Genomic DNA, 23,429 nt, shown 5'->3' on the forward strand with positions numbered 1-23,429 from the left:
TCCATGGTCGGGTTGACCTCGTCCATCTCCTTGAGCTTGTCATAGGGGACATCCGCCTCGGCGAGCAGGACATTCATGTGGCCGGGCATGCGGCCGGCCACCGGATGGATCGCGTACTCCACCTCGATGCCCTTCTCCTCGAGGAAATTGGCGACGTCTCGTACGGCGTGCTGCGCCTGCGAAACCGCCATGCCGTAACCAGGAACAATCGACACCCTCTGTGCCACTTCGAGAGTCATCGCAATCTCGTCGGCCGAGGCCGACTTGACGGTCTTGTAAACCTCGTCGGCGTCAGGTGTGTCGGCGGTCGGTCCCATGGTTCCGAAGAGCACGTTGGTAAGCGACCGGTTCATCGCCTTGCACATGATATTGGTCAGGATCAAGCCCGATGCGCCGACCAGCGATCCGGCGATGATCAGCACAGTGTTGTTGATTACGAAACCGGTGGCGGCAGCGGCGAGTCCGGAGTAGGAATTCAGGAGCGCGATAACAACCGGCATGTCGGCGCCGCCGATAGAAAGGGTCAGGACGACACCGAGCACACCGGAGACTCCAACCAACACCCAGAACAGAACCGTGTTCGACGGGTCGATCACCAGTGCGGCGCCGAGGCCGACAGCGGCGATCGCAGACAGCCCCTTCAGGAGATTCATGCCCGGGAAGCGGTCCTTCTTCATCAGGAGCATGCCGGCGATGACGACCATGGAGACCACGAAGACTACCGAGAGAGGGCTGAAGCCCTGGGTGAAGCCGTACCAGATGCCGCCAACCGCAACCACGAGGGAGAAACCGTACTTGATGATCTTCTGCCACGGGTAGAGCTTCCACTTGACGCACAGGAACTCTGCCAGCTTGCCGAAGGCCACGTACGATCCGAAGAACGTGACCGAACCGATAATTCCCGAGAGGACGGTGGCGACCTTCATTTGCATGTCGCCTGCGGACGCATCGGCCCCGATGGCGTTGAAGGTCGCGATCAGAGCGGAACCGGCAACCAGCACCGATGCGCCGCCGCCGAAGCCGTTGAACAGCCCGACCATCTCGGGCATTGAGGTCATTTTGACTCTGAGCGCGGCAATTGCGCCGATCAGCGATCCGATGCCGATGCCGAGAATGATGTAGGTCCAGTCCCACTTGCCGCTGACGAGGGTGGCGACGATCGCCAGCACCATGCCGAGAGCGCCGAGTTGGTTTCCGCGAACGGCCGTCCGCGGGTGGGCCAGCATTTTCAGGTCGAGGATGAAGAGAACAGCCGCAACAAGGTAGACGAGGTTGGTGATGTTTTGCATATCCATTGCGATACTCCGTCTACTTCCGCTGGAACATCTTCAACATGCGGCCCGTCACGAGGAATCCGCCGACCACGTTGATGGTGGCGAAGATCACGGCGACGAAGGCCATGATCTTCGCGAGCTGGTTGAATGTGGGATCACTCTCCAGAACACCGGCGAGGATCAGCGCACCGATGATCGTGATCCCCGAAATGGCGTTCGAACCCGACATGAGCGGGGTGTGCAATGTCGGCGGCACCTTCGTGATGATCTCGAAACCAACGAAGATGGCCAGAACGAAAACCGTGATGAGCATGACCAGGCTACTCATGTCACTCGCTCCCTTCACTTGAGGCACCCATCGCCTCGAGGATCCTCGGATTCACCACCTTTCCACCCTGGGTAATGAGCGTGCCCGCGGTGATCTCGTCCTCGGTGTCAATCTTCAAATCGCCTTCCTCCACCAGGTGCTGGATGAATGTGGCGACGTTCTTCGCGTACATCTGGCTGGCGTGGTATGGAACGGTGGTCGGGATATTCATCGGTCCGATGATCTTGACCCCATCCACGATTACGGTTTCGCCGGGCTCGGTCAGCTCACAATTGCCGCCGCGCTCCGCCGCGAGGTCGACAATGACGGATCCTGGATGCATGCCCTTGACCATTTCCGTTGTGACCAGGATCGGCGCCTTCTTGCCGGGGATCGCGGCGGTCGTGATGACGACATCCGAATCGGCGATTACCGTGGTCATCATCTCCCTCTGCTTGCGGTAGAAGTCCTCGCCGAGTTCCTTGGCGTATCCGCCGGCGTCCTCCGCCGTATCGGTCTCGAGCTCCAACTCGACGAACTTTCCGCCGAGGCTCTCGACCTGCTCCTTGACCGCCGGCCGCACGTCGTAGGCCCGCACGATGGCGCCGTTCTTCTTGGCCGATGCGATTGCCTGAAGGCCTGCAACGCCGGCACCTACCACGAAGACCCTGGCTGGCGCGATGGTCCCTGCCGCGGTCATCATCATCGGGAACATCTTGGGCAGGTCGTTTGCCGCCAGCAGCACCGCCTTGTATCCGGCAATCGTGGCCATTGACGACAGAACGTCCATGCTCTGCGCGCGGGTGATACGGGGCATCATTTCCATCGAGAAGAGGGTCGCGCCCGTCTTGGCAATGGCATTTGTGGAGTCGTGCTCGGTAAGAGCCTCGCACATTCCGACGATCGACTGCCCGTCTCGCATGAGGTCGAGGTCCGCTTTGCCCTCCTCGGGGTTGGCTCCGAGTGCCCGCACCTGGGCGATCAGATCGGCGTTTTGGAAGACCTCGTTGCGCCCGGAAACCACCTTTGCCCCCTTGGCGCTGTACTCTTCATCGAGAAAACCTGCCGCGTCTCCGGCACCGCTTTCGATGATGACCTCTATGCCATCCTTGGCCAACTGAGGTACGAGAGCGGGAACCATCGCGACTCTGGCTTCGCCCGGGAAGCTCTCTTTGACGATTCCAACGATCATTGGCGTCCGTCCCTTCTTCCGCATCCTGGGCATTGTGGCCCAGGACCGTGGTCATGTAATGAAGGAGGCGGGGAGGTGGAGGAGCCCTCCCTGAAGCCACCGTCGCAAGATCCTACCACCTTCTTTTACCGAGTAAAAGACTTCAAGCAAAACAATTCACAAGCCAAGCAGGTGGCTGGCTTTCGCCCGTTTTATCGGGTTCGCGAAGTGCGTGAGTACATGGTCTCCGGTGATTTCCGGCTACAATGAGTCGGCAATTGAAAATGAAGAGCCCGGTTCCCAGACGCACCTGGCGAGGTCACAAATCCCGTCAGTATCAACGGGGAGGTCGGAGATTGAGACTGAAGACCGTTCTGTGCGGCATCATGTTTCTCGGTGCGCACATATGTGTCGCCCAGGGAGTGTCGGCGGCCGATTCGGCCGCGAGACGGGGCGAATTGGGCGTCCAAATCGGGGTGCGTTGGCTCGACCGGGATATCGTTCCCGACGGGGACACAGGGCTGGATAGCTCCTGGGGAGTTCAAGGTGCCTGGAAGCTCAACGCCAGATGGTCGTTGTTCGCTGACGTCAACACCTCGACTCATGCCAGCAAGGAGCTGTGTGTTGGAGCGGAGTTCTGCAGCGCTCTGACGCCGGACGTGACCCTCAAAGTCGTGACGATAGGGTTCGAACGGAGATTGAAACCTGGTCCAAAGGGTGGATCGTGGCTGGTGGGCGTCGGAAGCGGCATGATGGACCTCGAGTGGAACGGCATACAGGTGCACCACGGCATTTTCTCGTTGAATTTCGGCCGCAGAATGCCTCTGGGCCCTGGTGCGTTGAGAATGGTCGTCCGTACCGAGAGTGGCTTCAGCGGCCATACCGACAATCAACTGGAAGGAACGTTTGACCATGCTCGGATCACGAATCTGCTCCTGGTTGTCGGCTGGGGTTTCGGTTTTGGTGGGACCCTCTGAGATGCCATGAGGACAGGCGAAATTTTGCGGTCGCGCCACGTCATCGTTACCCGGTTCTCTGTTCCACGACAGCACGACCCGGAAACCGCAGATCGCCACAGTGACCCCGCATGGATTGAACGACGGCTCGAGCTCTTCCGCCGCTTCTTCGCGCCGAGCGTAAGTCGACTCGAGGTGCCGACCGTGCTGCTGTGCTCGACGACGAGCTCACCAGCCGTGGCGGCGGCGGTCGCGGATCTCGATTGGATCTCGGTCGTCGATCAGGATGATTGGTACGGCGGATGGACCGGCGAGCCCGATCAGATTGTCACCAGGATGGACTCGGATGACGCCATCCACGAGAGGTGGCTCGAAGCGGTCGACGCGGCGCCGACTGTGGCGGATGTCTGCTGCACGCGGGAGTTTCTGCGGCTCGATCCATCGACTGGGAGGCTCTGCGCCTACAAACGCCGCGTTCCGTCGCCGTTGGCGGCCTTTCGCAACGGCCGCAACCCGTTCGCGCACGATCACGCCGCACTCGACAGCAACTACCGGGTGCACGATATCGAAGGGCCATATCTGTTGCAGGTCTTTCACGGCGGCAACGTCAGCAGCCGTAGGCCTTCCTGGTATCGGCGCCGGCTGCCCCTGAGTCGTATCGAGGCGTTCGGTCTCGAAGCGCCGGGGCGGGTTGACTGACCCGAATCGAGGGGCCAGCAACCAGTATCGAGTAACCAGTCATGACTGATACTGGCTACTGGTTACTGGTCACTGTCCACTGAGTAAGCGGTCGAACGCTGGTTTCAGCGCTTCCCAAGGGGTAGAACAACCACCATCATCGTGCCACCACCGCTGCGACCCTCGGCACGAATAGTGCCACCGTGGGATTCAACGATCGCGCGGACCAAGGCAAGCCCAAGGCCGGTGTGACCAGATCCCGCTTCGTCATCAGGACGGTAGGAGAAGAACCGTTTGAAGATTCGATCACGGTGTTCGTCCGGGATGCCCGGTCCCTCGTCACTCACCGTGACCTCGACATTTGGCCCGTCCCTGCGCACGGTGACGGTGACCTTGCCATCGGGCGGCGAGAAGCTGACTGCGTTGTCGATCAGATTCTCGAACACTTGGGTGAGCCGATCGGCTGATGCCTCGACAGTGACTCCGGCATCCGATTTCGCGAGGTCAAACGCGATTCCGGAATCTCCATTCCTCAGCCTGAAGCTTTCGACAAGCGCCGGCAACAGCTCGTCGAGGGCAACTTCAGTGCGTTCTTCTTCATCGAGATTGGCATCGATTCGGGAGATCTCCCGGGCTTCGGAAAGGAGACGCTCCATTCGCGCGATGTCCTTCTGGATCATTCCCAGAAAACGTCGTCGCTGACCAGGCTCGACGTCTTCCAGCGCCATGTCGGTCGCGGTGCGAATCGAGGCGAGAGGGTTCTTGAACTCGTGGGAAACATCTGCGGCGAAGGCCTCGGTCGATCTGAGATGCTGCTCGAGTTGGCGGGTGAGCTCGGCCAGCGCTCGCTCGAGATCGCCGATCTCGTCCCGCCGGTTGCTCGTCTTGAATCCGCCGCGGAGTCGCCCGCGTCGATCGAGGATATCGCCAGCACGCTCGCGTAGCCGTGTAATCGGCCTGGCGATCGTGGTCGCCGCCAACAGGCTCAGAACCACTGCTGCCCCGAGGCTGAGAAGGAAAACCTTGAAGACATCCAATCGCACTGCATCCAGGGCCTGAAGGATGCGGCCGGTGGACTGGGACACAAGCACCGCTCCTTCGACTACACCCTCGACCCTCACGGGAATCGCGATATGGAGGGTGACCGAGCGTCGCGGCGGAGGGCTGATTCGGGTAGCGGCACCGTACCGACCGTCGAGTGCGCTCCGGATCTCCGGACGGGACACCAGGTCGCTCGATGCGTCCGCCGATACCTCGATTTCCTGGTCCGATCTCGATTCTCCGACAGTCCCGCGAATCAGCCTGAACGGCAGTGATCCCACCCGGTAGAGAAAGCTCGCTTCGCCGGTGGGCGAGTCAGAGGTGCTCTCAGCGCTGTCGACCGTCTCGAGCCGGGGCCCGAGAAGTGCCGAATCGGCCACCACCGTACCGTTCTGATCCACTACCCGCAGCCGTGCCAAGTGGCGTTGCCCGAGCTGGACGAGAATGCGATGGGCGTCCTCGCCCTCGAACCGGTCGCGTGCCTCGATGGCTGCGGCGAGCAGGCGGCCCTCCTGGGCCATCGTGCGCTCCTGGGCTCTCAGAAGGTGGCTCTCGTAGGTGTCGAGAAAGAGGACTCCGCCGACCGGCAGAAAGACCAGAAGAACGTTGAACGCGAGCAAACGGAGGGAGATGCGGGAGGGGTGGCGGAGCTTCATCGGAGTGATCAGCTCAGGCCGGCTCCTCGGTATAGCGGTAGCCGAGCCCATAGACTGTTTCGATGCCGTTGAATTCCCCGTCCACTTCGACGAACTTCTTTCGAATTCGCTTGATGTGGGAATCGATGGTCCGATCCGAAACGAAGGTGTCGTGCGGGTAACCCTCGTTCATGAGCTGCTCCCTGGTCTTGACGTGGCCCGGACGACGGGCGAGAGCGTGCAAGATCATGAACTCGGTGACCGTCAGGCCGACGGTGCTCTGGCTCCACCGAGCGGTATATCGCCTCAGATCGAGCTCGAGATTCCCAACCCGAAGCAGCTCCTCTTCGGGACCCGATGTCGCGTGGCGACCCAGAGCGACCCTCCGAAAGAGCACCTTGACTCGTGCAAGGAGCTCCCGCATGGAAAACGGCTTACACAGATAGTCGTCGGCCCCGAGCTCGAGCCCGAGGACCCGGTCGAACTCCTCGTCGCGCGACGTGAGGAAGACGATCGGCACATTGTCGGACACCGAGCGCACCTTACGGCACAGTTCGAGCCCGTCCATCCGGGGCATGATGATGTCGAGAATGACCAGCTCCGGCAGATTCTGTTGGAAGGCCTCCCAGGCACTGAGGCCATCCGCGTAGGTGTCGACGCGGTAGCCTTCGCGTTCGAGTGCAAAAGCAACGTTGTCCCTGATGTTCTGTTCATCCTCGACGACGGCGATACGTTCGGCCATGAATTCAGCCTAGCCGACCACTGTGGAGAGTGCAATTTGTCACACCTCAAGCGAGAGAGAAACGATGCTCGATACTGGATACTCGTTTCTCGATCTGCCCGCCCGCCCCTTGACAATTCAGCAAGACGATTTGTTGAATCGAGCATCGAGATACAAGAATCGATAATCACAAAAAAGGCGCTGCCGAAGCAACGCCAGTACAAGGCGGGAAGGAATTCTTCCTCTGATTAATTCTTGGTGGTCGCTTTCTTGGTCGCGGGTGCTCTCTTGGTGGCGGTTTTCTTGGCCGGCGCCGCCTTCGGTTTGGCAGTGCTCTTGGTCCGCAGGTTGTCGACCGCGACCGTGAGATCCTCGACCTTCTTGGTCAGTGTTTCGATCTCGTCCTTGGTCGGGACGCCGATGCGGTGAATGACCGCCGTCACCTGCTCGTCGATCGTGCGGCCGAAGGTGTCCCAGTAGCTCTCTGCGACGGTCTTCATGCCGGAGACAGTGCCCTTGGCCTTCTCGACCTGCTTGATGCTCTTGCCCTCGAACGTCTCGCCCTTGTCGACCAGGGATGAGAACAGCTTGCCGCCCCCTTCCTCGGCCATGGCGACGGCACCGAGGCCGGCCAGCCACACCTTGTGTGCGGAATTCATGATGTCGTCCTGAACCTTCTTCTTGCTCTTCTTGCCCATTCTGTCCTCCTTGCCGGTTGACACCGGCGATAACGTTTGAGAGTTCGTCGACGCATGCCGCAGCGCGGCGCGTCCGAGGATCAGAATATAACGCGCTGCGGCAAGATTGTCAAGTGATGAATGCCGCTTTGCGGCAAATATTTATTCTTCTGAAAATCATAACATTATGTGATTCTTGCGACGAAAATTGAGAAGGTAAAACGGCATGTGATCCCAATAATTTTGCCGCGCAGCGGCATAGTGGAATGACCTGTCGGCTCAGTCCCAACCATCGGGAAAGGAGGTATCGACCTCGATCGCGGACCTGACCAGTTCTTTTGCCGCCTTGGCATAAGGTAGGAGGGCGAAGAGGCTGCCTTTGGCGAGCTTGAGCTTGCCTCCCATAAGGCCGACGATTGGATCGGTCTTGCCTGCGAGGACGCTCTTCCACGCCGCCGGCTCTGCCTCGATATGATACGGCGCTTCCTCGAGTTCATCGGAATTGCCGACCTGGGCGTTTCGACAGTCGCCGTGCCACAGGTCTGCGATGACGATGCGTTCTTCCGGAATGCCCATTGTTGGATCCGGCTTCATGACCATCGCAATCGCGCCCTCCCACTTCTCGGCGGCCTTTTTGTAGTCCGTGTTTGCGTTGATTTTGTCGTTCCAGAGCTGTGCCCATGCGTCGGTGAAAATCTCTGCAGCCATGAATCCTCCGATGTGTCGCAGGCAAGGATAGCCGACGTGGCCGTGCGCCTCAAGCCAAGCAACGGCGAGGAAGTCGTATTTCGAATTTCGGATTTCGAATTTGGAATTTCCCACCCACCTTCCCGCTCTCTGGGGGGGCGGTCGGAAAATTCGAAATTCGAAATTTCAAATTCGAAATTTCCTAAGCTCTGCCGGTGACGTAGTGGACTGCGTCGTCGCGGAAGCGACCGACATACCTCCGGAACGGCTCGGTAACGGCCTGCGGAACCGGCAGGTACATGAGTTTGCCGGGCGACTCCTGGGTGGCTTCGAAGAGCCACGAGGAGACCTGATGGATGTTGACCCGCGCGATGTCACGGCGAGAGAAGACGTTGGCCAGGTAGAGCGGCGCCAGGTCGCGCGCCTCGGGTTCGGCCAGGCTTACGGTCCAGGGTTGAGGCCGAAGGTCGGTGGGGAACCGTTCGGTCTCTTTCAGCGGACGGCTCCGGATAGCGTAGAGGAAGAGACGGTTGAACGCGTTGGCCATGAGCCTGGGATTGATGCATCGAATCGCCGGCACGTAGAACGCATGCTGGCGGCTGGGAGCGGCCTCGTCGATCTGATCGAAGGTACCGTCGATACCATCCTTCAGGCGCATGAGATCCGTCAGCAACTCACCGGAGCCGGTGCGAAGGCGGAGGGGAAATTGCCAGAACGGGACGATGTCCCAGCCAGTCTCGTCAGGCGTCGGGATGTGTCCATAGGGAATATTGACCTTTCGGCCTGTCTCGACACCGCAGACACGATGACAGTTGTGGCAGAAGTGGAGGACCGCGTCAGGGTCGAAGGAGAATTCGTGGCCGCAGGTGGGGCATTGCATGGGGACGAAACGAAGGCCGGCGCCAGGCTTGCGTGCCTCCTGAGGCAAATCAACCAATTCGGATTCATCGATGAGGGGCGCTGACCCCACAACCGATCCCGCAGCGCCGTCGAGAAGGACCGTTTCATCGATGTCGGGCCCTCGCACCTCCGCGATCCACCATGGGCGCCACACAACTGCAGTGACCTCGCGTGTGAATCTCGAGCCGAGCTTGATGACCTGAATGTCTCGGATCAATCGTTTTCGGTCGAGATCACCGAACCCTCGCTCGAGATCTTCATCGCTCCCATCAATTGGCAGAGTCTTCATGTCCGGTTCGAGATCCACGGCCGGGCGAAGCGCTCGCAGATAGCTGAGCTTGCCCATGGGTGGGAGTTTCACCGATGATGTCGCACTGACCGCCGCTTCGACTGTTCCAACGTCGAATCGCAGGAACTTCTCCTGGTCTCGGGGCGAACGCCCGAAAGCGGTTTGGTAAAGCGTACCCATACCGTGGCGATACGGTGTCAGAAGGTGCCGTGTGTGACCGACATGCAGGTTGTCGGCCAATTTCGCGCGGTAGGCATCTGCCTTTCTCGAGACTGCGATCTCAGCACTGTCTATGGCGGCATCGAACTCGGAGCGGTTGACCAGGGCGCCATTGGGAGTCGCCTCGGTTGCGTTCCTTGCTAGCGGGGCCACCAAGCGCTGGTACAGGCGGAGGTAATACTGATATCGATAGTGATCCAGCAACGCCTCGCGAAGCACATTTTCGTCATATACCCGTTCAGGCAGCGTGACGAACAGGGTTTCCTCGTGTCCGACAACCAGGTGGTCGCTGCCGCAGAAGGAGCAGTGCGCCATGTGATGGAGCACCGGTACCGGAACCGACGCGCCGCATTCCGAACACCGGACCTCGACGCAGTAGTGGTTCTCGATAACCGTTTCGTCCTCGTCCTCCCGGCGATTGCCCTTGGCATCTGCGGATGTAACTGCTCGGGATTTCTGTTCCGGCGGCTTTCCCAGTTTTGCAACGGAATCCCTGGATTGATCTGCAACCGCGACTTCCTGTTCGTGGAATATGGTCTTCGCTGTCAACGGGCTCAGAGGGGTGTAAAACAGGGCCCAGACTCCTCCCACGAACATGCTGGGGACATACATCCAAAGGTTTTGACTCCCGCCGGTGAGAATCAGGCTGACCTGGGCGAAAAGCACACCGATGACGACCTCGAGTGTCGGCCTTCCAAGGGCCGCGAGACCGGCCCCGGGGGCAAACGCGTTGAGCCCGACTGCAAGCTGAGGGGCAGGGTCTCTCGGCCGCACGAGGAACGCGCCGGCCAGTGCCGCGAGGGGCGGCAAGAAAATAGCAATGACTATCCAGGCGGCGGTCACAACAGTTCCCTGACTCCGATCTCCTTTCGGGACAGTGCCTTGAGAATCGGCACCACCTGTTGGGTTTCGTCGATTCCGAAAAAGGGATCGGACAGCGCTCCCTGGAGTAGGGTGAACAGCGCTATGAATGCCTCTTGGTCATCGGTGCCGAGCCTCAATACCGCCCGACAGGCGTCGAAATCCTTACCTTCCGGAATGCCTCCTTCGAGGATTCGTTGTACGAGGCGGCGATACTTTTGAACGGTTTGCGGGGTCTCTTCGCTCATGGCCCCATCATAGCCGGGTCGCAAATCGAAACGCATCTACGGTCAACAAATAGGAGACCCACAACATGTCAGATCTACGCGGCAAGCGGGTGATTATTTCGGGAGCCTCGAGTGGCATCGGCCTCGAGGCGGCTCGGTTGTTGGCTTCTCTCGGAGCCGAGGTGTGCCTCACGGCACGTCGAGGCGACCTGCTCGATGCGGAGGCTACCGAGATCGGTGGCGGTACCTGGGCTTGGCCCTGCGATGTCTCGGACAGGTCATCAGTGGCCGAGCTTGTCCTCGAAACAAGGAACCGGTGGGGTGCTCTTGACGGGCTGGTCAACAACGCGGGCGTTGCACTGATGGCGTCGCTCGACGAAACCACGGACGACATGTGGGAGGACACGTTCTCGGTCAACGTACGTGGTCCGTTCCTGCTCTGCCGTGAGCTCGGGCCCCTCCTTCGCGAGGGTGAGTCCCCGGCCGTTGTCAACGTGTCGTCTTCGCTGGCCGAACGAGCGATCCCGGGGATGGCCGCCTACAACTCCTCGAAGGCCGCCCTCAACCAGCTGACGAAGTCCCTCGCACTCGAGTGGGCGCCCGATGTACGAGTCAACGCGATCATGCCCGCGGTCATCGACACGCCGATCCACGCGACGCGAGGCATGAGTCCGGAGGACGTTCAGTCGATTGGTGAGCTGCATCCGATGAAGCGGGTCGGGCAACCGGAGGACGTGGCCCATATGATCGCCTATCTGCTGTCTGACGCGGCATCGTGGATGACCGGAGCTGTTATCCCGGTCGACGGGGGGATGCTCGCGGGCTAGCGCCAGTGTTGAGTTCTCAGTTTTGAGTTTTGAGTTGGCCTCCGCCCACTTAGAGAACCCTCCCGGGGGGGTGGGTGGGAACTCATAACTCAAAACTCAGCGCGGCGGGATGATCTCGATGCGCCTGGAATCATCATTCTCGGTTGTGATCGAAACGCTCCATGTGCGCGCGTCGGGCGGAATCCAGGTGGCCAACAGATGCTTCGGCCATTCGACGGCAATCACCGCCATCGGGTCCGAAAACAAATCCGCGAGGCCGATCTCCCGAAGATCGGCGACGTTTTCGGCGAGGCGATAGAGGTCGATGTGATGAAGGGCCGTGACGTCTCGAGTGTTGCAGTCGTAGGTCTGCAACAGGACAAAGCTCGGCGATGAAACTGCCTCCGGGTCGCCACCCAGGCCGGCGACCATTCCGCGTACAAAGGTCGTCTTGCCGGCTGCGAGATCGCCCATCATCAGGACGATGTCGCCGCCCCGAAGCCGCATGGAAAGCTCGGCACCCGTGCTCTCGGTTGCGTCGGGCGATCGACTTCGGAAATCCTGGTGCGGGCTCACAGTTCCTCGAGCTCTCTCCAGGCGAGGGCCACCAGATCGGGTAGGCGCGACGCGGGCACCGCTGCCGGCCAGGTTTCTCCACCGATCTCTCCGGCGCGCCCGTGCAGCCAGCAACCGACGACAGCAGCACGCGCGGGATCGAGGCCTTGCGCGAGAAGGGCGCCGATCGTGCCGCTGAGAACGTCACCCGAACCTCCGGATGCGAGACCGGCATCCCCGGTCGGATTGATGACGACGGCGCCATCGGCCTCCGCGATGACGGTTCGGAAACCTTTGGCGACGACGACGGCCTGGGCCCGGGCTGCGGCCTCCCGCGCCGCACCGATCCGATCCGCCACGACTTCCTCGGTGGTGCGGCCGAGAAGTCTCGCAAGCTCGCCCGGATGTGGCGTCAGTATCGGAGGCAGAGCTCGGCCGGCAACACGCTCGGGCCGCCCGGCGAGAAGATTGATGGCGTCAGCGTCCAGGAGGAGGCCTCCCTCCCAGTTCTCGAGAATCCACTCGAGGACCTCGGCGGCGCCTGTTCCGGTCCCCATCCCGGGCCCCGTCACGATCGTAGTCATCCGATCGAGGATGGCTTCGAGGCCATCCGGCCCCGCCATTTCGCCGTTACCGTTGGCTTGCATGCGGTGCGTCATCGCTTCGAGACAGGCACCATCGACGACTGGCACGGCTGGATGAGGCACCGCCATTGTCACCAGGCCGGCACCAGCGACGACCGCTGCTCGGCCCGCCATCGCAACGGCTCCGCCGCGGCCCTCGGCACCGGCGACCACCAGCAGGTGACCGTGATCTCCCTTGTGCGAGTTTACCTGTCGATCCGGCAGGAGCAGTGCGATGTCCAGGGGTTCGACCCAGTGAACGGTACTTCCGGCCTCGAGGACCTCTTCCGGAATGCCGATATCGACCACCGCAACCTCTCCGCAGCAGACGCAGGCCGGGGGCATGACGTGGCAGATCTTGAGGGCGCCAAAGGTCACCGTCAGGTCCGCAGGCATGACCGGACCCGGAATGGCAGGTGACGAGCCGCTCAACCCGGTCGGCACATCGACCGCAAGAACAGAGGTGCCCGAGCCCTCGACTCGCAACGCAACCTCTGCGAGACGCCCGCCGAGGGGGCGGTCGATGCCGGTGCCGAGCAGCGAATCGATGACGAGATCCGGCGGATCCGGCGCGAGTTCGGCGTCCAGGGCGGCGAGATCCTCGCCCTCCACCCGCTCGATCGGCAGGTGGAGGGTTTCGGCGCGTCGGTAGTTCTCGGCCGCATCCGGACTGAGCGTGTCCGGGTCCGCAAACAAGATCACTTTGATCTCGACGCCTTCGCCGGAGAGGAGGCGTGCGGCCGCGAGGCCGTCGCCGCCATTATTGCCCCTCCCGCAGAGGATGAGGATCCTGCGGGCCTCCGGAAAGCTCTCACGCACCGCGTCGGCGACACCCGACGCGGCGTTCTCCATCAACTCCAGACCCGGGATCTCCAGATCTTCGATGGTGTGCCGATCCGCTTCACGCATAGAGTCGTTGTCGAGAACCGGGAGCATCGTTCCTCCTGCTGAGATTGTACTCCGGGGTTGTCGGTTGAGGTGGTGCGAATCGAGGACGCCGAGCTGCGAAATTCTCCCGAGAAGAGGCCTGTGGACTCCTCTCCAGCCCAAAACTCGACGGCAGGCGTCAGCGTTTGAACCAGGGTGCGGTCTCGGTCGGCGGCTGGACGTCAAAGAGGATGAGCTCCTCCCCCCACTCGTCGATGAGCCCCTGAATGTGATCGACGAGCTTGTCTCGTCGGGCGAAGAGCGCCTTGATCTCTGTCTTGGTCAGGTACTGATCTAGGGCCTCGTCAGCCGCGCTCCGATCGAGCTCCCTCAGGGTATTCCAGAGTCGCCGGTCGCAGTGGGTGATCGCTTCGGGGTAGAGGAGGTCTTTCGAATCCCCGAAACAGCGTGTGCAATCGATGAACCAGTGCCGCCAGTTGCCGTCGATGAGGAGGTTGCCGAGGTTGGCATCGCGGTTGGCCGTGAGGTTGTTGAAGAGATATTGGATCGACTGCTGTTGATTGAAGCGCGCGATAGATGGTGGCTCAATGCCTTGCTCGCGCCTCTTGGACTCGAGGAGCGTGCCTTCGAGCCAGATCTGCACCGAACCCTCCGCCCCTCTCACCTTGCGCAGCACGATCGGCGGCACTCGATCCATGCCCAGTAGACGGTCGAGGTGGTAGGCCGCCACGTCGTAGACGTACGAATCCCGCCACGTCAGGTAGACCTTGCCCCGATTCCTGCCAGCGGTGCTGTCCCGTACGTTCTTCTTGGTCTCGTCGAGATATTTGAACACCCCGTGTGCCCGGAGACCCTGGATTGCAAGGAGGACTTTCCTGGGACGCGTCACGCCTTTCGGGATCGCCTCCACAGCCTCCACCTTGGCTTCACGAAGGAACTCTTCGATCTCTTCGTCCGACTGGAACGGGAGTGGGTTGCCGTTGGAGTCCATGAACAGGTAGCCCTCGTAACGTTCGTTGGCCCCGACCGGTGCCGACTCGGCGACATTGCTGTGGGTGAGGATTGGACTCTCTTGGCCGGAAGAAGCAGGGTAGGTGAAGCCGAAAATGACCACCACCGCGATTGACCTTGCTGCAAACAGCCGCGTGTCGATATTCATGTTCGGGTCCCTTTTCTGGTAGTCGCTACGAGGTGTTTCTATTCGTCTCCCCAAGACACGGGGATCGCCGGCGGAACCGGGTCTCGTACACGACTTTTCTCCCTTCATTCGTCGATCAGCGTTTGAAGACGCCGGACGACGGTGTCGCGGCGCGCGAGCAGCGCCTTTTTGTCCACCGGAATCGAGAACCTGTCATCGGTTGAAGAATCTCCAAGATCTTAGCGGCTCGACGGACCGAAAATCAAGAGGTTACCAGCCTGGCGTAGGCTCTGTCCGCAATCAGACACAGCGCGGCCAGCAACAGGGCGGGGAACATCGGTTCGACTCCCAGTGGGTAGCCGCTGCTGGTGCGGGCGAGGATCCATGTGGTCGAAGCTACGGCTGCGCCAATCATCGCGATCACCGCGCCAGCCTCGCTCGGCTTCCAGGGAGAAGGCAGGTGGATGGCCAGGACCGGGAGGAGCAGGGTGGATGTCACCACCGACCCGATGTCGTGCCAGACCTGCACCGCGGAGGTGAAGATCGTTGCTCCAACGATTGCAAGGCCGGCCGACAGGATGAGGCCAAAACGAGTTCGTCGCCTGACCTCGAAGCCATCGCTCGCGGTCTTCGGGAAGTCGTGACCCACGGTTGTGGCCGCGATAAAGAGGTAGGAATCGAGGGTCGACATCATGGTGGCGAAGAGGGCGAGGATGAAAAATGCCGCCGCCCATGGAGACAGCACCAACGTGGCGAGTGAGGTGTATGCCGCCATCGGATCACTCAGGTCCGGCAGGAGCACACGTGCCGCGAGGCCCGAGAATACGGTCAGGAAGTCGAATACCATCCACATCGCGACAGACACAAGTACGCCAGTCCGGGCGATGCGAGGGCTGCGGGCGGCGAAGACGCGCTGATAGAACGAAGGCTCGACCACTGTCTGCAGCGCGATCAGGTACCAGACGAGAACGGTCTGCCACCCCAGTCCACCATCCCATGCGCGGTGGCTGGCGGGTAGCGAACTCCAGAGCTTCGAGATTCCACCTGTGTGTGCGAGCGCTGCCGGAAGCAGGATCAGGAAGCCGCCGTACATGAGGATGAGCTGCAGAGCGTCGGTGCGGACCACAGCCCGGAAGCCCGAGAGGGCAACGTAGAGGGCCGAGAACGTCGCGACGAGCACGACTGTGGTCAGGATCGGCCAAGCCGTGATCTGGGTCAGCAACGAGGCGACCATCAGGAGATAGGCCACCGGCACGGTCGAGGCGTAGACGGCCACCGCCCCCACCGTCGATGCCTTGCGGCCATAGGCGTCGACCAGAAGGTCCGGGATCGTGATGGCGCCGGAGTGTCGCAGCCGTCGTGCGAGCCAGAAGGCGAAGAGGATGGCAGCCAGGTAGTATGGGACACCGAAGACTATCCAGGTCGATATCCCGAAACGCCAGGCGTACTCGCCGATAGCGAGAATGCCGCCGTACCAGGTAGTAACAAGGGTGGCGACAAACGCCGGCAGGGTCAATCTGCGCCCGGCGAGCAGGTAGTCGACCCCGGTACCACCGCCGTGTCGTCCGGCGGACAGCACGAGTAACGCTCCCGCGTAGATCGCGACCAGGATCAGAGCCAGACCATTCACCCGGGAAGTCTAACGGGTCCTGAAAAGCCGTATGACTGCAACTCGCCTTCGGAAAGGGAACACAGAAATTTCGAATTTCGAATTCCGAACTCCGAATACCTGAAGTAGAGGCTGCGGTTATCATCTCGGTCCGCCCCGAACGAGGTTCCATCCTGTAACATTCCCCGTTCCAAGGTTTAATGAGGACCCCCTACCTCATGCGGTACACTTGATAGGGACCTTATTAGGGGGAACTATGCACATCAATGACATCCTCAAGGTGGCTGTGGAGCGCAAGGCATCGGACGTCCACATCAAAGTGGGCGCCCACCCGGTGCTGCGGATCGACGGCCGATTGCAGGTCTTGACCGAGTTTAAACGCATGATGCAGGAGGACACGATCGCGATGGCATTCTCGATGATGTCGTCCCGCCAGAAGGAGCGTTTCAAGCATCTGCTGGAAACCGACATCGCGTACTCGGTGCCGGGGATGGGTCGTTTCCGTTGCAACATTTTCCAGCAGCGGGGATCCGTCGGTCTGGTGCTGCGTTTGATTCCTGCCCGCATCCAGACCTTCAAGGAGCTGATGCTGCCGCAGATCCTGGAGAAGATCTGCGAAGAGCAGCGCGGCCTGGTGCTGGTCACCGGTACGACCGGGTCGGGAAAGTCGACCACCCTTGCGTCGATGATCGATTTCATCAACACGCGCCGGATCGAACACATCATGACCATCGAGGATCCGATCGAGTTCCTCCACCGGGACAAGAAGTCGATCATCAACCAACGAGAGGTCGACGTCGATACCAAGCAGTTCTCCTCCGCACTCCGGTCGGCCATGCGTCAGGATCCCGATGTGATTCTGGTCGGTGAGATGCGTGACTACGAGACGATCGAGACCGCCTTGCTGGCGGCGGAGACCGGGCACCTTGTTCTGTCGACTCTGCACACGGTCGATGCGACCGAGACCGTCAACCGGATCATTTCGGTCTTCCCCCCTCACCAGCAGAAGCAGATTCGAATCCAACTCTCGGCGGTGCTGAAGGCAATCGTCTCCATGCGCCTTTTACCGCGAGCCGACGGACTCGGCCGGGTGCCGGCGGTGGAGGTCCTGATCTCTACCGGCTACATCCGGGACTGTGTCGAGAACAAAGAAAAGACCAAGCTGATCAGGGACGCCATCGTTCAGGGAACCAGCCAGTACGGCATGCAGACCTTCGACCAGTCGCTCTACCTGCTGTACAAGAACGGCCTCATCACGCTCGAGGAAGCCCTGCGTCGGGCCACAAACCCGGACGAGTTCAAGCTCAAGATTCAGGGTATTCAGAGCACCGCGGACATTTCGCGGGAGGAGATGGAGGGTGTTCTCGAGCTGGGCGCCGAGACCGATCTCGACCCCTTCGCCGAAGAGTCGCCGTTCGAGTTCGGTAACGAAAGCTGAGGTCGCCGGTACGACCGAGAGCCCCGTCGGATCGCTGGCCCGCGGTGAGGGTGGCTGATGCCTCGAAAAAAAAGATCCGCCTATCAGATTGCCCTCGACCTCTTGTCCCGCCGCGATCATTTTCAGAACGAGTTGGTCGAAAAACTGCGATCCAGGGACGTGCCTGCCGATGAAATCGATGCTGCGATCGCACGTTGTGCACAGCTCGACCTGATCAACGACCACAGGGTTGCGGAACGGTTTGTCGAAATCCGTGCGGCCGACCGGGGATGGGGTCCGCACCGGCTGGCCGCCGAGCTCCGACAGCGGGGGATTTCGGCCGAGGATGCGGAACGGCTTTCGGACCTGCCAGCGGATCTGGCGGCTGCCGCGATGCGAACGGCCCTCCGAAAGGCCGAGATTCGCGCGCCCACGGGATGGTGGCGGGATGGTCAGCGCCGGGCACGGATGGTAAGCTCCCTCATCACTCGCGGTTTCGAAGCCGAGGTCGCGATCGCCGCCGTCGATGAGCTGGCGGCTTCCCGGGAGAACAACCATGCGTTCGATGACCAGTAAGGAAATCCGGCAGGCGTTCCTCGACTACTTCGCCTCGAAGGGACATGAGGTCGTGGCTTCTTCGCCGTTGCTTCCCGCGGGCGACACGACCTTGCTATTCGCCAACGCGGGTATGAACCAGTTCAAGGATGTCTTTGCCGGTCGCGAGAAACGTGAATACTCTCGTGCGACGTCGACCCAGAAATGTGTTCGCGCAGGCGGCAAGCACAACGACCTCGAGAATGTCGGTTACACGGCTCGCCATCACACCTTCTTCGAGATGCTCGGTAACTTCTCATTCGGTGATTACTTCAAGAAGGAGGCGATCGAGTTCGCGTGGGAGCTGGTGGTAGATGTCTACGGCCTGCCGGTCGACAGGCTCTGGTTCACCGTCTTCACCGACGACGACGACGCCGCCAGGCTGTGGGAGGAGGTTGGCGCTCCGCCGGAACGGATCCTGCGCTTTGGGGAGAAGGACAACTACTGGGCGATGGGGGAGACGGGACCGTGCGGTCCGTGCTCGGAAATCCATTTCGACCGCGGTTTGGATCCTTTAGCCCCTGGTCGCGCGGAGCTGGTCAACGGTGAGGGCGACGACATCATCGAGATCTGGAATCTGGTCTTCATGCAATTCGATCGCGACATCGAAGGTGAGCTGCATCCGCTGCCGAGTCCCTGTGTCGATACAGGTGCGGGTCTCGAGCGTTTCGCGACCGTGCTGCAGGAGGTCGAGTCGAATTACGAGACCGATCTCTTCAATCCCCTCATCGGGGCCGTGGCTGAGCTCGTCGAGCGCCCATACGATCCGGCACATGAGCTGGCCCCCGCCTACCGCGTGATCGCAGACCACCTTCGCGCGGCGACCTTTCTGATGACCGACGGCGTGGTGCCCTCGAACGAGGGTCGCGGATACGTGCTGCGGCGGATTATTCGTCGCGCCCTCCGCTATGGCCGCAAGCTCGGTCTGGACGGCGCCTTCCTCCATACACTCATGCCGGTGGTGGTCGAACTGATGGGAGACATATTTCCCGAGCTGGTCACCCGACGCGAGGTGGTGGCGACCCAACTGCGGCAGGAAGAGGAACGGTTTGCGAGGACCCTGAACTCGGGCACCGATGTTGCGCAGCGCGAGCTCGAAAGGCTCAAGCGAGATGGCCAAGAGATCGTGCCTGGACGAACCATCTTCGATCTCTACCAGACGCACGGGATCCCGCCCGAACTGCTCGAGGAGTTTGCCCAGGAAGAGGGCCTCGAAATTGACCGGGAAGGATTCAAGGCGGCGCTCGAGGAGGAACGCCAGCGTGGCCAGGCGTCGTGGCGCGGCGATCTGATGTCGCACTTCCGTCCCGAGTACGAATGGGTAGCGGACAAAGGTATCCGCTCGGAGTTCGACGGCTACGAACGTCTCCGGGCTACCACCGAAGCGGTCGCGCTGATCGGCGATGACGGGCTCGAGGACACGTTAGCTCTGGGTGAGAACGGAGAGGTGATACTCGCCGAGACCCCGTTCTATCCGGAGGCCGGCGGCCAGATTGGCGATCGTGGACGGTTGCAGTGGGAGGGAGGGCACGCCGTCGTGCTCGACACCCTCAAACCGATGGAAGGGCTTATCACGCATCGTGTGGTGGTCGAGGAGGGCGAGCTCGGTGTCGGTACTAAGGTCTCCGCGGAGGTGGCGGAATCGTTACGCGCCGACACCCAGCGCAACCACACCGCGACCCATCTCCTGCATGCCGCACTGCACGAGGTCCTCGGCGAGGCCGCACAGCAGGCCGGATCGCTGGTCGAGCCGGATCGGCTCCGTTTCGATTTTTCCTGGGGCGAACCGGTCGGCACGGAAGAGCTGCGCGAGATAGAGCGGATCGTCAACGCCGCCATCGTACGCAACGATTTGGTTTCCAAGCAGTACATGGCCATGGACGACGCTCGCGAGAAGGGTGCCATGGCGCTCTTCGGCGAGAAGTACGGTGACACGGTTCGTGTCGTGACCGTGGGTAATGGCGATTTTTCGGTCGAGCTCTGCGGCGGCTGTCACGTTGATCGAACCGGTGATATCGGCAGCTTCGCAATTGTCTCCGAGCGCGGGGTCGCTGCGGGGGTTCGCCGGATCGAGGCGGTCACCGGCCGCGGGGCGGTCGAGCGGATGCAGGAGAGGGAGAAACTCGCCGAACAGCTCGCCGGGCGGTATCAGACTTCGTTCGAGCAACTGCCGGGGCTGCTTGCCAACCGCGACCAGCGGCTGGCGGAGCTCGAGGACGAGGTCAGCAGGCTCAAGCACAAGCTCGCATCGGGCGACGCCGGAGGCACCGAGATCCGGCAGGACGTCGATGGCATCGCTGTTCAGGCGCGGCGGGTGCCGGAGATGTCGTCGGCTGAGCTGCGCAACCTCGCCGACACGCTGCGCCAGAAGCTTGGCTCGGGCGTGGTCGTGCTCGGTATGGAGTCGGGTGGCAAGGCCACGCTGTTGGCGGCGGTGACCGATGACCTTACCGAGAAGGTGCGCGCCGGCGATGTGGTGCGCGAGCTGGCGTCCGTCATCGGCGGTCGCGGCGGGGGCAAGCCGAATCTCGCCCAGGCCGGTGGCCCCGATATCGCCAAGCTTGACGAGGCGCTCGAGAGGGCTCCCCAGGCGGTTCTGGGAATCGCTGCAGCCGATGAAGTCTGAGGCCTCGATTCGAGGGGGATCCTCAACGACGGAGATCTGACCGACTTCGCGCTGGTTTCATTTCAGCTTCATCTCATCTTTACATTGGCCCGACGACGCCGCGGTGCGGAAATGCTATTCTTCGCGGCGGAGCATGCGGCGCTATCAATCACATCAGCAGGGGAGGTTCATCGTGCGAACGAAATTGAGAAAACGTGCGTCCGGAATCATGATATTTGGACTCATCCTGACCGCAGTCGGCGGTCCGGGATATGCACAGCAGGCAGCAGAGGAAGAACAGCCCGCTGTTGCTGAGGAAGCAACCGAGCTGCCGGTCGTGGTCGGTGAGATCACGGTGACTTCGCGCAAGGTCGAGGAGGACATCCAGGACGTTCCCATCTCGATCACCACGCTTCAGGGGGAAGATCTCGATGTGATAACCACCGGCGGCCTCGACATTCGGGCTCTGTCGGGCCGCGTTCCCAGCCTGATCATGGAGTCGTCCTTTGGGCGAGCATTCCCACGCTTCTACATCCGAGGCCTTGGCAATCCTGACTTCGACCTCAACGCGTCGCAACCGGTGTCGATGGTTGTCGACGAAGTGGTGATGGAGAACCCGATTGTCAAGGGCATGCCGCTCTTCGACATCCAGCAGGTCGAGGTCGCACGCGGTCCGCAAGGCACGCTCTTCGGGCGAAACACGCCAGCCGGCATCGTCAAGTTCGACACCGTGAAGCCGTCGCAGGATTTTGACGCCTACGCGAAGCTGTCCTACGGCACCTACGGTACAACCGACATTCAGGCCGCCGTCGGAGGGTCGCTCGGAGGCAACTGGTCGGGCCGATTCTCTGCTCTCTACCAATCGCGCAGCGACTGGGTGGACAATGAGTACGAGCCGGGACCGGAGCGAAGCCTTGGTGGATACGACACAACCGCTTTCCGCGGACAGCTTCTGTGGGAGCCGACTGACGACTTTTCCGCGCTGATCAACCTCCACGGCTGGGACGTCGACGGTACCGCGCGTATTTTCCGAGCGAATATCATCGAAGCCGGCACCAATAATCTGGTCGATGATTTCCGACAGGACGTTGTTTACCACGATGGTAAGAACAAGCAGGAGATTTCGTCGTTCGGCGGCGTGCTCAAGCTCGAGTACGACTTTGGTGCAGCTACCCTGACCTCGGTCACCGGCTACGAGAGCATCGACGACATGTACAGCCGCGGCGACATCGACGCCGGCTACGGTGCGGTATACGCGCCGCCGTACGGACCGGGATTCATTCCGTTCGTGTCGGAGAGCGCCGATGGCATACCCTACCTGGACCAATGGACCCAGGAAATCCGAATCGCCAGCAACGGGGGTGAGACGTGGGATTGGTTGGTCGGCGCCTTCTACTTCAACGAGGAGCTGCAAGCGGACACCTTCAGCTACGATTCGCTGTCGCCGGGCAACCCGCAGGACGGGTACGCCTATCAGACTCAAGATGCCACCTCGTACGCTCTTTTCGGTTCCGTCAATTGGTACCTGACGGATGTGTGGACCTTGACCGGTGGCGTCCGGTACTCCAATGACGACAAAGATTTCCTGGCAGAGCGACCTGACGGAACATTTCAGCCGCCGACGACCGCGCCGATTACGGAGCACGTCGAGGACAGCAACGTGAGCTGGGATCTGAGCACGGTCTACAACGTGAGCGACACCTTCAATATCTACGGCCGCGTCGCGACCGGTTACCGCGCCCCGTCGATCCAGGGTCGGATCCTGTTCTGTGCCGATTTCGAGGGCGGACAGAACCCTGACACCAACTGCGTAACAACCGCCGATACCGAGACCATCCTCTCGGTCGAAGCCGGTATCAAGACGATCCTGGCTCAGAACCGTGTCCGCTTCAACCTCACGGGTTACGTCTACCAGGTCGATGGCCAGCAGGTGACGGCGGTAGGCGGTGTCACCAACACAGCCATGCTCCTCAACGTCGACAAGACCAAGGGCCACGGTCTCGAGACCGACATCCAGTGGACCCCGACTGGCAACTGGCTGATGAGCTTCGGCGCGAGCTGGAACCCGACCGAGTTTGACGACCCGAATCTACGGATCGCGCCGTGCGGCGGTGGCTGCACCGTCACCGATCCAATTGACGATGACGGTTTCGTGATTCTCGACGGCAACTCGTTGCCACACTCGCCCGATGTGATCTTCAACGGCATCATCAACTGGCGTTCCGATCCCGCTTACAAGAGGTTTTTCGCCACTTTCGACTGGACCTACTACTCGGAAAAGAACTTCTTTCTGTATGAGTCGAAGGAGTTCAAGGACGACGGTTTCGAGGTTGGTTTGCGGGCCGGCTATGCCTTCGGTCCTCAAGGTCAGTACGAGGTCGCGCTCTTCGGACGCAACATCACCGACGAAATTATCGTTCGCGGTGGCATCGACTTCGACAATTTGACCGGGTTCACCAACGACCCAAGGATCGTCGGAGTCGAGTTCCTGGCCAGTTTCTGATCAAGGGACGGTGAAAAAAAACGGGGCCGCTCTCCGGGCGGCCCCGTT

General features: G+C 61.0%; 20 protein-coding genes. 7 read left to right on the forward strand and 13 right to left on the reverse strand.

The features are described from left to right. The 3 genes from LJE93_00860 to LJE93_00870 form a co-directional block, all read right to left on the reverse strand. The coding region (locus LJE93_00860) for an NAD(P)(+) transhydrogenase (Re/Si-specific) subunit beta (GenBank protein ID MCG6947452.1) at positions 1 to 1,295 on the reverse strand (1,295 nt) is incomplete at its 3' end. A 13-nt stretch (positions 1,296 to 1,308) separates the two neighbouring features. Then, positions 1,309 to 1,602, reverse strand: a complete 294-nt coding sequence (locus LJE93_00865) for an NAD(P) transhydrogenase subunit alpha (protein ID MCG6947453.1) — start codon at positions 1,600 to 1,602, stop codon at positions 1,309 to 1,311. Between the two features lies 1 nt (position 1,603). Beyond that, positions 1,604 to 2,797, reverse strand: a complete 1,194-nt coding sequence (locus LJE93_00870; protein MCG6947454.1) for a Re/Si-specific NAD(P)(+) transhydrogenase subunit alpha — start codon at positions 2,795 to 2,797, stop codon at positions 1,604 to 1,606. Between the two features lie 311 nt (positions 2,798 to 3,108). Between LJE93_00870 and LJE93_00875 the strand changes: the two genes are divergently transcribed. Together LJE93_00875 and LJE93_00880 are read left to right on the forward strand one after the other, a co-directional pair. Further along, the gene (locus LJE93_00875) at positions 3,109 to 3,729 is read left to right on the forward strand and encodes a hypothetical protein (GenBank protein MCG6947455.1); all 621 of its coding nucleotides are present in this window, start codon (positions 3,109 to 3,111) and stop codon (positions 3,727 to 3,729) included. Between the two features lie 6 nt (positions 3,730 to 3,735). Continuing rightward, positions 3,736 to 4,407, forward strand: a complete 672-nt coding sequence (locus LJE93_00880; protein MCG6947456.1) for a hypothetical protein — start codon at positions 3,736 to 3,738, stop codon at positions 4,405 to 4,407. A 104-nt stretch (positions 4,408 to 4,511) separates the two neighbouring features. On the opposite strand, the gene LJE93_00885 is transcribed toward LJE93_00880, so the two are convergent. The 6 genes from LJE93_00885 to LJE93_00910 form a co-directional block, all read right to left on the reverse strand. Continuing rightward, complete coding sequence (locus LJE93_00885; protein ID MCG6947457.1) at positions 4,512 to 6,083, reverse strand: histidine kinase; 1,572 nt, start codon at positions 6,081 to 6,083, stop codon at positions 4,512 to 4,514. 13 nt (positions 6,084 to 6,096) lie between these two features. Beyond that, positions 6,097 to 6,804, reverse strand: a complete 708-nt coding sequence (locus tag LJE93_00890) for a response regulator transcription factor (GenBank protein MCG6947458.1) — start codon at positions 6,802 to 6,804, stop codon at positions 6,097 to 6,099. A 227-nt stretch (positions 6,805 to 7,031) separates the two neighbouring features. Then, on the reverse strand, positions 7,032 to 7,481 hold the full coding sequence (locus tag LJE93_00895; GenBank protein ID MCG6947459.1) for a phasin family protein: 450 nt from the start codon (positions 7,479 to 7,481) through the stop codon (positions 7,032 to 7,034). Positions 7,482 to 7,739: 258 nt separating this feature from the next. After that, on the reverse strand, positions 7,740 to 8,168 hold the full coding sequence (locus LJE93_00900; protein ID MCG6947460.1) for an SCP2 sterol-binding domain-containing protein: 429 nt from the start codon (positions 8,166 to 8,168) through the stop codon (positions 7,740 to 7,742). Positions 8,169 to 8,349: 181 nt separating this feature from the next. Continuing rightward, entirely contained in the window at positions 8,350 to 10,398 is a 2,049-nt protein-coding gene (locus tag LJE93_00905) for a hypothetical protein (protein ID MCG6947461.1), read from the reverse strand. Next, positions 10,395 to 10,664 (reverse strand): hypothetical protein, encoded by a 270-nt coding sequence (locus tag LJE93_00910; protein ID MCG6947462.1) that lies wholly within the window; start codon positions 10,662 to 10,664, stop codon positions 10,395 to 10,397. Before LJE93_00910 ends, LJE93_00905 begins: the two co-directional genes overlap by 4 nt. Before the next feature lie 65 nt (positions 10,665 to 10,729). Here LJE93_00910 and LJE93_00915 point away from each other — a divergent pair, with 65 nt between their 5' ends. After that, positions 10,730 to 11,470, forward strand: coding sequence for an SDR family oxidoreductase (locus LJE93_00915; GenBank protein MCG6947463.1), 741 nt, complete (start codon positions 10,730 to 10,732; stop codon positions 11,468 to 11,470). A 96-nt stretch (positions 11,471 to 11,566) separates the two neighbouring features. Here LJE93_00915 and tsaE read toward each other — a convergent pair whose 3' ends face one another. The 4 genes from tsaE to LJE93_00935 form a co-directional block, all read right to left on the reverse strand. Beyond that, positions 11,567 to 12,025: a tRNA (adenosine(37)-N6)-threonylcarbamoyltransferase complex ATPase subunit type 1 TsaE gene (gene tsaE / locus LJE93_00920; protein MCG6947464.1), complete on the reverse strand. Its 459-nt coding sequence runs from the start codon at positions 12,023 to 12,025 to the stop codon at positions 11,567 to 11,569. Further along, complete coding sequence (locus LJE93_00925; GenBank protein ID MCG6947465.1) at positions 12,022 to 13,563, reverse strand: NAD(P)H-hydrate dehydratase; 1,542 nt, start codon at positions 13,561 to 13,563, stop codon at positions 12,022 to 12,024. The genes tsaE and LJE93_00925 overlap by 4 nt, the downstream gene beginning before the upstream one ends. Before the next feature lie 130 nt (positions 13,564 to 13,693). Beyond that, complete coding sequence (locus LJE93_00930; GenBank protein MCG6947466.1) at positions 13,694 to 14,674, reverse strand: hypothetical protein; 981 nt, start codon at positions 14,672 to 14,674, stop codon at positions 13,694 to 13,696. A 241-nt stretch (positions 14,675 to 14,915) separates the two neighbouring features. Continuing rightward, the gene (locus LJE93_00935; GenBank protein MCG6947467.1) at positions 14,916 to 16,283 is read right to left on the reverse strand and encodes a sodium:solute symporter family protein; all 1,368 of its coding nucleotides are present in this window, start codon (positions 16,281 to 16,283) and stop codon (positions 14,916 to 14,918) included. A 235-nt stretch (positions 16,284 to 16,518) separates the two neighbouring features. Between LJE93_00935 and LJE93_00940 the strand changes: the two genes are divergently transcribed. From LJE93_00940 to LJE93_00955, 4 genes are all read left to right on the forward strand, one after another. Next, entirely contained in the window at positions 16,519 to 17,700 is a 1,182-nt protein-coding gene (locus LJE93_00940) for a type IV pilus twitching motility protein PilT (GenBank protein MCG6947468.1), read from the forward strand. 57 nt (positions 17,701 to 17,757) lie between these two features. Continuing rightward, entirely contained in the window at positions 17,758 to 18,255 is a 498-nt protein-coding gene (locus LJE93_00945; GenBank protein ID MCG6947469.1) for a recombination regulator RecX, read from the forward strand. Continuing rightward, on the forward strand, positions 18,245 to 20,899 hold the full coding sequence (gene alaS / locus LJE93_00950; GenBank protein MCG6947470.1) for an alanine--tRNA ligase: 2,655 nt from the start codon (positions 18,245 to 18,247) through the stop codon (positions 20,897 to 20,899). The genes LJE93_00945 and alaS overlap by 11 nt, the downstream gene beginning before the upstream one ends. A gap of 172 nt (positions 20,900 to 21,071) precedes the next feature. Then, positions 21,072 to 23,381 carry a TonB-dependent receptor gene (locus LJE93_00955; protein MCG6947471.1) on the forward strand — a complete coding sequence of 770 codons (2,310 nt, stop codon included), beginning with the start codon at positions 21,072 to 21,074 and terminating at the stop codon, positions 23,379 to 23,381. The last annotated feature ends 48 nt before the right edge of the window (positions 23,382 to 23,429 follow it).

It is taken from the genome of Acidobacteriota bacterium (genome assembly GCA_022340665.1).
In the GTDB taxonomy this organism is placed as follows: domain Bacteria; phylum Acidobacteriota; class Thermoanaerobaculia; order Thermoanaerobaculales; family Sulfomarinibacteraceae; genus Sulfomarinibacter.

Bases quoted from the DNA above. Each gene is read 5' to 3' on its own strand.
- LJE93_00865 (MCG6947453.1), bottom strand. From the start codon at position 1,602: ATGAGTAGCCTGGTCATGCTCATCACGGTTTTCGTTCTGGCCATCTTC.
- LJE93_00870 (MCG6947454.1), bottom strand. From the start codon at position 2,797: ATGCGGAAGAAGGGACGGACGCCAATGATCGTTGGAATCGTCAAAGAG.
- LJE93_00880 (MCG6947456.1), top strand. From the start codon at position 3,736: ATGAGGACAGGCGAAATTTTGCGGTCGCGCCACGTCATCGTTACCCGG.
- LJE93_00885 (MCG6947457.1), bottom strand. From the start codon at position 6,083: ATGAAGCTCCGCCACCCCTCCCGCATCTCCCTCCGTTTGCTCGCGTTC.
- LJE93_00890 (MCG6947458.1), bottom strand. From the start codon at position 6,804: ATGGCCGAACGTATCGCCGTCGTCGAGGATGAACAGAACATCAGGGAC.
- LJE93_00895 (MCG6947459.1), bottom strand. From the start codon at position 7,481: ATGGGCAAGAAGAGCAAGAAGAAGGTTCAGGACGACATCATGAATTCC.
- LJE93_00900 (MCG6947460.1), bottom strand. From the start codon at position 8,168: ATGGCTGCAGAGATTTTCACCGACGCATGGGCACAGCTCTGGAACGAC.
- LJE93_00910 (MCG6947462.1), bottom strand. From the start codon at position 10,664: ATGAGCGAAGAGACCCCGCAAACCGTTCAAAAGTATCGCCGCCTCGTA.
- LJE93_00915 (MCG6947463.1), top strand. From the start codon at position 10,730: ATGTCAGATCTACGCGGCAAGCGGGTGATTATTTCGGGAGCCTCGAGT.
- LJE93_00925 (MCG6947465.1), bottom strand. From the start codon at position 13,563: ATGCTCCCGGTTCTCGACAACGACTCTATGCGTGAAGCGGATCGGCAC.
- LJE93_00930 (MCG6947466.1), bottom strand. From the start codon at position 14,674: ATGAATATCGACACGCGGCTGTTTGCAGCAAGGTCAATCGCGGTGGTG.
- LJE93_00940 (MCG6947468.1), top strand. From the start codon at position 16,519: ATGCACATCAATGACATCCTCAAGGTGGCTGTGGAGCGCAAGGCATCG.
- LJE93_00945 (MCG6947469.1), top strand. From the start codon at position 17,758: ATGCCTCGAAAAAAAAGATCCGCCTATCAGATTGCCCTCGACCTCTTG.
- alaS (MCG6947470.1), top strand. From the start codon at position 18,245: ATGACCAGTAAGGAAATCCGGCAGGCGTTCCTCGACTACTTCGCCTCG.